The following is an 11,844-nucleotide window of genomic DNA, read 5'->3' on the forward strand; positions in this document are numbered from 1 at the left end:
AAAGGCCGCCCTTGTCACCCAGGCCTGGGTGTGCTCGCAACACTCACGACCCCGGGGGACGCGTGTCGCGGGCGGGCCTGGGGGCCTCTGCGTGCGAGACTGCGCGGCGATGTACACCCCTTCCGATCTCGCCGACCTGCTGGAATGCGAGCACCGCAGCGTTTTGAAGCAGGCTTTCGCCGCTGGTCTGCCGGGTGCGCCCCGGCCCGGCAGCGGGGCTGATCAGCTCGCCGTCAAGCACGGGCGGGCGCACGAAGTCGCGACACTGACCCGGCTGCGCGGCGAGAAGCAGGTCGTCGTGGAGATCGACGAACGGGACCCGGTCGTGGCCGCGCGGGAGACCGCCGAAGCGCTCAGCGCCGGGGCGCCCGTGGTCTACCAGGCCGTTTTCCACGACGGCGACTTCTCCGGCCGGGCCGACTTCCTGATGCGGGACGAAGACGGCCGGTACGAGGTCTACGACACCAAGCTCGCCCGGCACGCCAAGCCCGCCGCGGTCGTCCAGCTCGCCGCGTACGCCGACGCGCTGCGGCGCGCGGGATGGCCCGCCGGGCCCGAAATGCACCTGCTGCTCGGCGACGGGAGCACGCGGTCGCTGCGGGTGGACGACTTCGTGCCGCTGCTCGACCGGCTGAGCGCGCGGCTGCGCGGACGCGAACCGAAGCTGCCCGAGCAGTTGTGGGCGGAAGAGCGGCCCGCGTGTTCGGGGTGCCCGTTCGCCGACCACTGCGCGAGCGCACGCGAAGCCGATCGGGATCTGTCGCTGGTCGCGGGCATGCGCGGGGACCAGCGGCGCAAGCTGGTCGCCGCCGGGCTCGGCTCGATCGACGCGCTGGCCGTCGCGAAGCCGGAGGACCGGCCGCGCGACCTTTCGGTCACGTCGTTCACGACGTTGCGGGCGCAGGCTTCGATCCAGGTCAAGCAGGACGCGACCGGCGAGATCGCCTACGAGATCATCGAGCCCGAGGCGCTCGCGACGCTGCCGCCACCGCAGCCCGGCGATGTCTTCTTCGACATGGAAGGCGATCCGTACGCGCTGGCCGGGCAGGGCCTCGAGTACCTCTTCGGCGCCGTCACCGCCGACGGGATGCAGCGGTTCACCCCGTTCTGGGCGCACACCCGAGCGCAGGAGAAGCGGGCGTTCGAGGAGTTCATCGACTTCACGGTCGCGCGGCTGGCCGCGCATCCCGGCTCGCACGTCTACCACTACGCGCCGTACGAGGTCACGGCCGTCAAACGGCTCGCCGCGGTGCACGGCACGCGCGAGGAGGTGGTCGACCAGCTGCTGCGCAGCGGGGCGATGGTCGACCTCTATGCCGTGGTGCGTAAGGCTTTGCGGGTTTCGCAGCGGTCGTACTCGATCAAGTACCTCGAGCCGCTCTACATGCCCGGCGCGCGCGACGGTGACGTGAAGACCGCTGTTTCGAGCATCGAGGCTTACGAGGAGTACCTCACGCTTTCGCACAGCGGCGAGAGCGAGCGCGCGGACGAGGTGCTGCGCGGGATCAGCGACTACAACGAGTACGACTGCGTCTCCACGCTGCGGCTGTTCGAGTTCCTGCACAAGGTGCGCGCCGAGGCCGGGATCGAGCTGATCGAGCCGGAACCTACCGATGTCATCGACGACGACGTCAACGCCGATCGCCGTGCCGAGCGGGCGGCGCGGCTGGCCGCGCTCGTCGATCCGCTGCTCGACGGGCTGCCGGACGATCCCACCGCCTTCACTCCCGACGAGCACGCCCGCGCGCTGCTCGCCGCGTCCGTCGGCTATCACCGGCGTGAGACGAACCCGGCCTGGTGGGAGTACTTCCGGCAGCTCGCGGCGCCGCTGGGTGACCTGGAGGTCGACACGACCTGCGCCGTTCCCGTCTCGGTGCGGTCGGACGCGTGGGTGCAGCCGAGCGGGCGGACCAAGCTCGCGAAGCGGACGCTGGTGCTCGCCTGTGACCCGGATCGACCACATCCCTTCTCCCCCGGCGATTCCGTCCGCCTGCGGTACGGCACCGACGCGCGCGACGCGAAGGTCATCGCCTCGTCCGCGGTCGAGCTGACGCTGGAGGAGAGCTGCCCGCCGGAGTCCACCTCCTTCGACCGCCCGATGGCGGTGCTGCCCGGCAGCCCGGTCCGGCCGTCGCCCAAGGACGACGCCGTCGCCGAACTCGCCAGGCTGGCCGTCGACGAGCTGCCGGTGCTCCCCCGCCACGCCGGGATCGACCTGCTCAAGCGGACCCCGCCCCGGCTCCGCGGCGAACGCCCTCAGCCCGGTGAAGACCTGGTGCGGACGGTGATCGAGACCGTCGACGCGCTCGACGGCTCGGTGCTCGCCGTGCAGGGCCCGCCCGGCGCCGGGAAGACCTACCTCGCGGGCAGGCTCATCGCGCACCTGGTCCGCGCGGGCAAGACCGTCGCGGTCACCTCGACCAGCCACAAGGCGGTCGAGAACGTGCTCTCCGCGGCGTTGAAGACCGCGCCGGACCTGCCGTGTGCCAAGCGGCCCAAGAAGACGCCGGACCCCGCCGCGAAGTGGGACCAGCCGAAGACCAACCCGACGCTGGTCAAATGGCGCCGCGAGCACGACAGCGGGCATCTGGTCGGCGGGACCGCGTGGACGTTCGCCAACACCGCGATCCGCGACGAGCCGTTCGACCTGCTGATCATCGACGAGGCCGGCCAGTTCGCGCTCGCCGACGCGCTCGCGGTTTCCTTGTGCGCCAAGAACCTTCTGCTGCTGGGCGACCCGCAGCAGCTGCCGCAGGTGGTCCAGGGCACGCACCCGGCGGGCGCGGAGGCGTCCGCGCTGGGGCACCTGATCGGCGAGGCCGACATCATCCCGCCGGAGCTCGGCTACTTCCTCGATGAGACCCGGCGCATGCATCCGGCGGTCTGCGAGCCGGTCTCCCGGCTTTCCTACGCCGGACGGCTGCGCGCGCACCCGTCCGCGGCCGAGCGCGCGGTCAGCGGCGTCGACGCCGGGCTGTATCTGTCCGAAGTGGACCATCACGGCAACACCACCCGCTCACCGGAGGAAGCCGAAGAGGTCGTCCGGATCGTCGCCGGTCTGCACGGCCGGACCTGGACCGACCACGGCGCCGCCCGGCCGCTCGACGACGGCGACTTCCTCGTGGTGGCGCCGTACAACCTGCAGGCACGGGTGGTGACCAACGCGCTGGCGCAGGCTGGATACCCCGGCGTGCGGGTCGGCACGGTCGACCGGTTCCAGGGCCAGGAGGCGCCGGTGGTGATCGCGACCATGACCTCGTCGTCCGCGGTGGACCTGCCGCGCGGCCTGGACTTCCTGCTCTCCCGCAACCGGCTCAACGTCGCGCTCTCGCGCGCGCAGGCGCTCGCGATCATGGTCTGCTCGCCGCGGCTGGTCGAGGCCGACATCCGGACGGTCGACCAGATGCGGCTGGTCTCCGGCATGATCGGGTTGATGACCGAAGCCAGGCTATGGTCGTGGTGAGGACCCGACGGACGGAGCAGCTATGAGCGGGACGAACGACCCCAACGTGGTCGACGCCGAAGTCGTCGAGGAGACGGCCGCGCCGAACCTGCCCGCGACGGTCGAGCCGGTGCTACCCGAGGCCGACTACAGCGAGGGCGGCGTGCCGAGCTTCGACTACGTGCGCGACAAGATCGAGAACCGCCACGCCACCTCGGTCGGCGCGAGCGAACTGGCCGGGCTCGGCACCGAGCACACGATGGCCTCGCTGGACGAGAAGATCGCCAAGAACAAAGAGGCGGCCAAGGACAAGCTCGCCGAGATCCGCCGCTCCATGGGCAAGGACTCGTGATTTAGCGGGCTTTATCCCGGGCGCTTTTCCCGGGATAAAGCCCGCTAAATCCTGGGCTCCTACAAGGTCAGGCGGTACACGCCTGCCTGCTCGGTGCCCGCGAACAGGTACCGGCCGTCACCGCTGATCGCCAGCGAGAGCACCGCGCGGTCGGGCACCGGAGCGGCCAGTGGCGCCCAGGTGCGGCCGAGGTCGGTGCTGCGCAGCACCCCTTCCCCGGTCGTGCTGGCCGCGTACCAGACGCGCGGGTCGAGCGGGTGCGCCACGATCCGGCCGATCTCGCGCGGGTTCCCGCCGTCGCGGACGCGCCGGAACGAGCGGCCGTTGTTCTCGCTGAGCAGCAGACCAGCGCCGCCGACCAGGACGCGGCCGCCCCAGGCGCTCACCGTGATCGCGCTGACCGGCTCGTCGGACACGTGCGTCCAGGTCTTGCCGCCGTCGTCGGACCGGGACAGGCCGGTGCCGTCGCCGCCCCAGATCCGGTTGCGGTTCCACGGATCCCCTGCCATCGCCAGGAAACCGCCACCGGGGATCGTCTCCCAGGTCTTGCCCGCGTCGACGGTGCGGTAGAGCACGTAGCCACTCGGCGCGAACGCGGTGACCAGGATCCGGTTCGGGTCGGCCGGGTTGGCCAGGATCGCGCGGGGTGAGCCTTCCTTCGGCTTGCCGACCAGCTGCCAGGTGCGGCCGCCGTCACCACTGCGCAGCACGTCGAGCGCGAAGCCGTTGCGCGTGACCTGCCAGACCACGTCCGGGCGGCTCGGCGAGACCGAGAACTTCGAGTCCTCGTGCAGGCGATCACCGGGATGTGACTGCCAGACCCGGTCCGACGGGGTGAGCTTTCCTTGCGGCAGCGGGGAATTGTAGATCTCCTGCACTCCGGCGGCGACCAGGCTCTGCTTCCAGAACGGACCTGCCGTGACGAGGTCGCGGATCGACTCACCCGGCACACCGAGCTGCTGGTAACCACTCTTGCCCGTGTCGGCGTAGACGCCCCGGTAGACCGCGGAGATCAGCGTGGTGGCCGGTTTTCCGGGCAGTTCCACGATGTCGGTGACGCCTTCGCCCGCGGCGGGCACCGGCTTGCGGGTCCACGTCCGGCCGCCGTCGGCGCTGACGTCGAGGTCCTGGTAGGTGCCGACGTACAGGCGCCCGCCCGCGAAACGCGGCTCGCGCAGCGGCTGGCCGCCGGGGTCGCGGCGCAGCGTGGTCCAGGTGCGGCCGAAGTCGGTGCTGCCGCGCAGTTCCGCGCCGACGGTCACCACGAGCTGGCGGCCGTCCGAGGCGACCTGGTTGATCTCGTCGTTGGTCCGGTAGACCAGCTCGGCCTTCGGCTCGGCGCTGGTGACTCCGCGGATCACCCAGAGCGAGTACTCCGGGTAGACGGTGGTGAAGTAGGCGTCGTCGCCGACGAGCACCAGCTTCTGGCTGCCGACCGGCGCCGCGATCCCTTCGCGCGGCCAGGTTCGCGGGACGTCGTTCCAGGTCTCGCCGCCATCGGGGCTGACGCTCATGCTGTCCAGATTGGACACCACGACCGTGCGCCCGGTCGGGTCGGTGGCCAGCTGGAACGCGCCGTCGGGGTACCACTCGCGCAGCGTCCGCCAGTGCACGCCGCGATCGTCGGTCGCGAGCAGCATGCCCGCCCACTCGCCGTTGAACCCGGCGGGCTTGTTGCCGACGGCCAGCATCCGGTTCCCGTTCACGGGATCGGCGAAGAAACCCTGGATCAGGGTGTCCTGCGGCAGATCCCGGCGCACCTTCCACGAGGCGCCGCGGTCGTCGGAGAGCCAGAGCGCGGGCGGACCGGGTTGCATCATGGCGACCTGGGACCCGGCCACGGCCAGCAGGCCGCCGATGCTGTTGGGCCCGACCGCCTCCCAGGCGCCGCGGCCGGTGGCTTCGGGGTCGGCGTGGGCGGCGGTCGTGGTCCCGGTGGTTCCGAGCACGGCGAGCAGCCCCAGAACGAGCAGGCGTCGGGTGGACGATCTCAGCTTCATGCGGATGATCTTGGCGGTGGTGGCGCAGTCCGGATAGGACCATTCATCCGATCTTTACTACTCTGTTTGCCAGGAAAGAGCTTTACCCGAGTTTCCCTTGCCGGGCACCGTTTTCGCGCTCTCGCGGGGTTCCCGGGTGCCACGTGATGTGGACCCGGGAACCTTGTGTTCCGTGTCGTCGATCAGGCGTGATCGCCGAGCAGCCAGTGCCCGCCCGTCGACCAGCCGACGAAACGCGTGGCGCACGGGCCGCCGTCGACCACCCGGGCGAGTCCTTCGACCGCCGGAGCCAGCCGCGGGACGGCCGTTGCCCGCGTCGCCAGCGCGGCGACGCACTCGCGTTGCGCGGCGACGTCGGCGAAGCTGAGGTAGAAGATCGCCTGCCGCCACGCGTACGCGGCGTTCTTCACCGCGTGCAGCGCCGCGTGCCGATGCGGGGCGGGCATGGCCAGCCGCCGTACCAGCCAGTCGAACGAGCGCTCGGCCAAACTCGGCGCCAGCTCACGGATCCGGGGTGTCAGGTCCAGCGCGTCGACGAGCGGCGCGAGGTTGTGCGTGGTCAGGATCTGACTTTGCTCCAGCACCATTCCGTTCGCCGCGACCCCGGAGCCGCGCCTGCCCGCCTCATCCGCTCGAGTCCGGCACAGCTCGGCGAAGTCGGCGGCCACCGGCTTGCCCCACCGCCGCACGAGCCTCGGCGCCTGCCAGGTTTCGGGCAGGTCGTAGTAGCGCGCGTACAGCGTGCCGGCCAGCACCCGGCTGGTGATCTCGGCCGCCGCGCGCCACTTCACGGTGAACGTGCCCATGAAGATGTCGGCCGCGACCTCCTCCACCAGCGGCACCTTGAGTCCGCTTTGGACGGCCAGCGCGCCCAGCTCGCGGACCAGCGGGTTCGGCAGGATCGTCTGCGGGAACGCGTCGAGTGCCAGCAGCGTCGCCCGGCGCAGCACCACCCCGGCCTGCCGCGACGCGTCGGCCCGTCCCGCACGAAGCGGGGCGAGCGCGGCGATCCACGGCAGCTCGTCCAGCCGGACCTGGTGTTCCAGGTTCAGCAGGAGCAGGCCACGGCGACGCCGGAACGCGCCGTAGGCCTGAGTGAACAACGCCGCCAGCTCCGGATCGGCGATGTTCGCCGCGAGCGCCCGCGAGGACAGCTGCGGCAACACCGTCGCCAGCACCTCGCCGGAGCCGATCACGCCACGCTCGACCAGCGTCTCCACCGGCGCTTCCAGCGCGCGGCTGAGCTTCGCCAGCAGCCGCGGCGGGATCGGCACACCCTCGGCCGCGTCCTCGGCCAGCGGGTCGAGCTCGGTGAGCCCGCCGTCGGCCGGGTAGCGGTCGAGCCGTCCGGCGAGCACGCGTGCCAGCTCGGCGTGCGTCGGCTTGGCCGCGACCACCGCCTGCGCACCGCGCAACGCCGCCCGCGCCTCGGAACCCGGGGCGCCGTGCTTGGTGATCGTGTTCGCCAGCGCACGCCGGACCCAGCCGACGTCACGCGCCGAGAGCACGTCGCTGTTCTCCAGCGCGCGGCGCAGCCGTTCGAAGTTGCTCTTGGCGTTGCGCGGCGACGCACCAGCGCTCGCGTGGTCCAGCAGCCACCGCGCGCGGCGCTCCGCCCAGCCTTCGGGCGTGGTCCGGCACGGCCAGCCGCCGACGACGTGGTCGCCGTCGAGCCTCGGCAGCTCGCCTTCGACCGTCTCGCACCACAGCTCGACCAGCCTGTCGTACAACGGGTTCCAGACGCGCAGCGTGGTCAGCATCGTCTCGATCTGGCCCGAGCTCACCTTGGCACGCAGTCCGTCTTGCACGGCGCCGACCGTCGAGAGCCGGACCAGGTCGCCCGCGGGCTTCGGGCGCGGCTGGAAGCGCGGCGTGAACCGCAGGCGGCCCAGCAGCGGCCACAGCTCGGTCACCAGGTCGAGTGCCTGCTCGTGGTGGCCGCGGTCGATCAGCCAGGCGACGACCGGCAGCGCGGCCTCCTCCGGCACGTCGATCCGGTACGACTCGCTGCGCAGCGCGGCGAGCAGCTCGGCGCGGCCCTGGTCGCTGAGGAAGTAGCGGTTGACGCTCTCGCGGTCGGCGCCCCAGCGCAGTTCATCCGGCGTCGGCGGCTCCTCGGCGAGGTAGCGGCCGGTGGCGAAACCGCCGTGCGCGACCTCGAGCGTCACCCAGGCGGGTGTGTCGGCGACCGGGGTCCGCGAGCCGACTTCGAGCGTTCCGCCGTTCATGCCGTCGATCACCGCGCGCCAGCGGTCCGCCTTCGCCCGCGCACGGTTCCTCGCGTCGCGGTCCCCCGCCGAAACGGCCTGCTTCAGCGCGCGCTCCAGCTGCGCGACGGCGTATCCCGACGATGCTCGAAGCTGCTCCTCCATCACGGATTTCTCTTTCCTCGGTTACGAAACAGACCTGGGGGCGAGGGTCGAACTCGCGCCCTCCCGGATAGGAGCCGGGTGCTCTCTCCACTGAGCTACCCCAGGATGGACATGGAGGCGGGACTCGAACCCGCGCCCTCCCGGTCCCGAGCCAGGTGCTCTGCCGCTGAGCCACTCCATGTCGTCGAAAGTGGACACTAGCGTCGAATTTCCAGTCGTGCAGCCGATTTTCCGCGTGCTAGCTTGCCGCCATGCCCGCACTGGAGTTCCCCGACCCGGCACTGACCGACGGTCTCGTCACGCTGCGCCCGTGGCGCGAATCCGATCTGGAACGGCGGTTCGAGGCCTTTTCCGACCCGCTGTGCCTGCGTTTCTCGTGGCCGCTGACGGGAACGCCGAGTCTCGCGCACGTGCGCGAGCGGTTCGCCGCGCAGGAGGAAGCGCGGCTCAGCGGCGACGAGCTGCCGCTCGCCATCGTCGACGCCGAGGATCACCTGTGGGGCGGCTGCTCGCTCTATGACTTCGCACCCGGCGAGGCACGCGCGTCGGTGGGCTACTGGGTCGCCGCCGGCGCACGCGGCCGAGGTGTCGCCACCCGCACGACGCGCCTGCTCGCGGGCTGGGCGTTCGAGCATCTCGCCCTCGCCCGGCTCGAATTGGTCTGCGAACCCGCCAACGTCGCCTCCCAGCGCGTGGCCGAACGGTGCGGGTTCGTCCGCGAGGGCGTCCTGCGCTCGCACATCCCGTTCCAAGGCGGCCGCCGTGACTCGGTGATCTTCAGCCTGCTGCCTGGCGAGCTCTTGACCTCCACCGCACTGGAGGTTCGATAGTGGCGCGGTGACCGATTTCGATCTTGACGAGTTCCTCGCCCGCCCGCTGATCGCCAGGGTGGCCACGAACGGGCCGACCGTGCGGCCGACCTGGTACCTCTGGGAAGACGGGGCCTTCTGGATCCTCACCGGCCCCTGGGCCCGCCTGACCGCGAAGGTCCGCGCCGACCCCGCGGTCGCGCTGGTCGTCGACGAGGGTGACGTCACCACCGGCCTGATCCGCCAGGTCATCGCCCGCGGCAAGGCCGAGGAGTTGCCGTTCGACGTGGCTCGTGGCCGCAGGCTTCTCGTCCGCTACCTGGGCGCCGACGAGTCACGCTGGGACGGACGTTTCCGCTCCTACCTGCTCGACGACCCGGTCGAGAAGGGCACCATCTGGCTGCACGTGCGTCCGGAATCCATCGCGGCGAAGGACATCAGCTACACCGTGTGACGCGCCACCGGAGGCGTAGTGGTACGACTATTCCATGGTGAGCAAGATAGACGCGGTACGTGACGTCGAGGCGCTGCGCGAACTGATCCACGGTGGTGCCGAGGCGGAGTACCTGCTCTTCTACGGCCACCGGCCCCCGTACGGCGGCATCGTCAACGGAACCTGCCTGAGCCAGTGGTGGCACGCCCCGTTCGTCGCGGGTGACGGCCACCGCTACCCCACGGCCGAGCACTACATGATGGCGGGCAAGGCCGAGCTGTTCGGCGACTTCGAGACCGCGGCCAAGATCCGCGAGGAACCGGAGCCCAAGGCCGCGAAGATCCTGGGCCGCTCGGTCGCGGACTTCGACCCGGCCCACTGGGCCAGGCACCGCTTCGACATCGTCGTCGACGGCAACCTCGGCAAGTTCCGCTACCACGCCGACCTGCGCGAGTTCCTGCTCGGCACCGGCGACCAGGTGCTGGTCGAGGCGTCGAAGAAGGACATCATCTGGGGCAGCGGCCTCGCCCGCGAGGACAAGAACGCGAAGAACCCCGACTACTGGCGCGGCTCCAACCTCCTCGGCTTCGCCCTCATGGAGGTCCGCGACCAGCTCCGCGTCGAGCAAGAGTCGTGAGTGTTCCGGCCGGTTCTAACCGGCCTAAACACTCACGACCCCTGACCTCCCGTGGCCAGGCCGCGGGCGAGGGGTTCCCCTGCTGCACGTGACAAGGGCCGCCCTTGCAACGCTCTGGGTGACAAAGGCCGCCCTTGTCACCCAGACCGCGGCGTGTGGGAAACGGAGCGTTGAACGCCTCGTTTCCCACACACGACCACACATAAGTCACTTTCGTTCCGCAGAGCGTGACACACGCCCCGCTCGTGCCGACCAGCCGAGACCACAGCAGGCGTAGATCGTCAAAGACCGGCCGGCTCCAACCGGCCGCAACGCTCACGACGCAATCGCAACCTTGGTCTGGACATCCCCGGGGGTGGCCGTGAGAAGGTGCACGTTCGAGTGACGGCGTAGTCACAGGAGGTGCGCATGGTTCTCGGTCAGGACGAAGCGGAGAGGGCGCTGGCCGCCGCGCGGGCGGAGTCCGAGCAGAAAACGCAAGCCCGGCGGGCCGCCGCGGCGAGCGCCATCGGCACGACCATCGAGTGGTACGACTTCTTCCTGTACAACACGGCGGCGGCGCTGGTCTTCCCGCACGTGTTCTTTCCGAGCTCCAGCACCTATGCCGGGGTCATGCAGTCGTTCGCGACCTATGCGGTCGGGTTCGCGGCGCGGCCGATCGGTGCGGCGATCTTCGGCCATTGGGGTGATCGGATCGGGCGCAAGACGACACTGATCGTCACCTTGCTCCTGATGGGCATCTCCTCCGGCGTCGTCGGCATGTTGCCGGGGACCGCGCAGATCGGGGTCGCCGCGCCGCTGATCCTGGTGTTGCTGCGGCTGTTGCAGGGCATCGCGATCGGGGGCGAGTGGAGTGGCTCGGTGCTGCTCGCGATGGAATGGGGCGATCAACGCAAACGCGGGATGCTCGGCGCGTTCGCGCAAGTCGGGGTGCCCGTGGGGTTGGTGCTCGGCACCGGTGGCATGACCTTGCTGTCCGCGCTCGTCTCGGATGACGCGTTCACCTCGTGGGGCTGGCGTATCCCGTTCCTGGCGAGTTTGGTGCTGGTCGGTGTCGGGCTGATGATCCGGCTGCGCATTCTCGAAACGCCGATGTTCGCGACGGTCGTCGCCGAGAAACGGGCCGCGCGCAATCCGGTCGGTGACGTGATCAAGAAGCACTGGCGGGAGATCCTGCTGTCGGCGGGGCTGCGGTTCAGCGAGCAGATGCCGTTCTACCTGTTCACCAGCTATGTGCTCGTGTACGTCGTGGCGGCACACCATTTCACCAAGACGTTCGTGCTCAACGCGGTGCTCGTCGGCGCGGCGCTGGAATTGGTCATGATCCCGTATTTCGCCAGGCTTTCCGACCGGATCGGGCGTAAACGGGTTTATCTCACGGGTGCGATCGGGATAGCGGTGATCGCGTTCCCCTACTTCTGGCTGCTCACCAATGGCAACAAGCTGGTGATCTTCCTGGCGATCGTGCTCGCGATGGTGCCGCATTCGATGCAGTACGGGCCGCAGGCGTCACTGATCGGCGAAAGCTTCCCGACGCATTTGCGGTACGGCGGCGCGGGTCTGGGCTATCAGCTCGCCTCGGTCTTCGCGGGTGGTCCCGCGCCGTTGCTGGCGGCTTGGCTGTTCCACACGACCGAGACGCCGTACTCGATCTCGGTCTACATGGTCGTGGCCGCGGCCGTGACCGTCCTTTGTGTACTGCTGATCCCCGACCGGTCGCGGGCCGACATCACCGACGACTCCGTTTACCTGCGGGCTAAATGAAAAGGGGTCGTGAGTGTTCCGGCCGGTTAGAACCG

Annotated in this window: 8 protein-coding genes and 2 tRNA genes; 6 read left to right on the forward strand and 4 right to left on the reverse strand. The window is 70.1% G+C overall.

Features of this window, described 5'->3' with window-relative positions:
- The first annotated feature begins 109 nt into the window (after window positions 1–109).
- Window positions 110–3,463, forward strand: coding sequence for a TM0106 family RecB-like putative nuclease (locus BLV57_RS06075; RefSeq protein ID WP_091287518.1), 3,354 nt, complete (start codon window positions 110–112; stop codon window positions 3,461–3,463).
- Window positions 3,464–3,485: 22 nt separating this feature from the next.
- The gene (locus BLV57_RS06080; RefSeq protein ID WP_091287519.1) at window positions 3,486–3,794 is read left to right on the forward strand and encodes a hypothetical protein; all 309 of its coding nucleotides are present in this window, start codon (window positions 3,486–3,488) and stop codon (window positions 3,792–3,794) included.
- Between the two features lie 59 nt (window positions 3,795–3,853).
- Here the strand turns inward: BLV57_RS06080 and BLV57_RS06085 are convergent, their stop codons facing one another.
- The 4 genes from BLV57_RS06085 to BLV57_RS06100 all read right to left on the reverse strand — a co-directional run bounded on the left by BLV57_RS06085 (window position 3,854) and on the right by BLV57_RS06100 (window position 8,347).
- The gene (locus tag BLV57_RS06085; RefSeq protein ID WP_091287520.1) at window positions 3,854–5,794 is read right to left on the reverse strand and encodes a sialidase family protein; all 1,941 of its coding nucleotides are present in this window, start codon (window positions 5,792–5,794) and stop codon (window positions 3,854–3,856) included.
- A 182-nt stretch (window positions 5,795–5,976) separates the two neighbouring features.
- Window positions 5,977–8,166 (reverse strand): hypothetical protein, encoded by a 2,190-nt coding sequence (locus BLV57_RS06090; RefSeq protein ID WP_091287521.1) that lies wholly within the window; start codon window positions 8,164–8,166, stop codon window positions 5,977–5,979.
- 32 nt (window positions 8,167–8,198) lie between these two features.
- Window positions 8,199–8,271 (reverse strand) — tRNA-Arg (locus tag BLV57_RS06095).
- Window position 8,272: 1 nt separating this feature from the next.
- Window positions 8,273–8,347, reverse strand: a tRNA-Pro gene (locus tag BLV57_RS06100).
- A 70-nt stretch (window positions 8,348–8,417) separates the two neighbouring features.
- Between BLV57_RS06100 and BLV57_RS06105 the strand changes: the two genes are divergently transcribed.
- The 4 genes from BLV57_RS06105 (at window position 8,418) to BLV57_RS06120 (ending at window position 11,809) form a co-directional block, all read left to right on the forward strand.
- Window positions 8,418–8,996, forward strand: a complete 579-nt coding sequence (locus BLV57_RS06105) for a GNAT family N-acetyltransferase (RefSeq protein ID WP_091287522.1) — start codon at window positions 8,418–8,420, stop codon at window positions 8,994–8,996.
- 7 nt (window positions 8,997–9,003) lie between these two features.
- A complete protein-coding gene (locus BLV57_RS06110) occupies window positions 9,004–9,429 on the forward strand; it encodes a pyridoxamine 5'-phosphate oxidase family protein (protein WP_091287523.1) in 426 nt (141 codons plus the stop codon).
- A 34-nt stretch (window positions 9,430–9,463) separates the two neighbouring features.
- Entirely contained in the window at window positions 9,464–10,045 is a 582-nt protein-coding gene (locus BLV57_RS06115) for a riboflavin biosynthesis intermediates N-glycosidase (protein WP_176968506.1), read from the forward strand.
- Window positions 10,046–10,453: 408 nt separating this feature from the next.
- On the forward strand, window positions 10,454–11,809 hold the full coding sequence (locus BLV57_RS06120) for an MFS transporter (protein ID WP_091287524.1): 1,356 nt from the start codon (window positions 10,454–10,456) through the stop codon (window positions 11,807–11,809).
- The last annotated feature ends 35 nt before the right edge of the window (window positions 11,810–11,844 follow it).

Source organism: Amycolatopsis xylanica, from assembly GCF_900107045.1.
Classification (GTDB): Bacteria; Actinomycetota; Actinomycetes; order Mycobacteriales; family Pseudonocardiaceae; genus Amycolatopsis; species Amycolatopsis xylanica.

Coding starts and splice junctions, on each gene's coding strand:
- BLV57_RS06075 (WP_091287518.1), top strand. CDS start 110: ATGTACACCCCTTCCGATCTCGCCGACCTGCTGGAATGCGAGCACCGC.
- BLV57_RS06080 (WP_091287519.1), top strand. CDS start 3,486: ATGAGCGGGACGAACGACCCCAACGTGGTCGACGCCGAAGTCGTCGAG.
- BLV57_RS06085 (WP_091287520.1), bottom strand. CDS start 5,794: ATGAAGCTGAGATCGTCCACCCGACGCCTGCTCGTTCTGGGGCTGCTC.
- BLV57_RS06090 (WP_091287521.1), bottom strand. CDS start 8,166: ATGGAGGAGCAGCTTCGAGCATCGTCGGGATACGCCGTCGCGCAGCTG.
- BLV57_RS06105 (WP_091287522.1), top strand. CDS start 8,418: ATGCCCGCACTGGAGTTCCCCGACCCGGCACTGACCGACGGTCTCGTC.
- BLV57_RS06115 (WP_176968506.1), top strand. CDS start 9,464: ATGGTGAGCAAGATAGACGCGGTACGTGACGTCGAGGCGCTGCGCGAA.
- BLV57_RS06120 (WP_091287524.1), top strand. CDS start 10,454: ATGGTTCTCGGTCAGGACGAAGCGGAGAGGGCGCTGGCCGCCGCGCGG.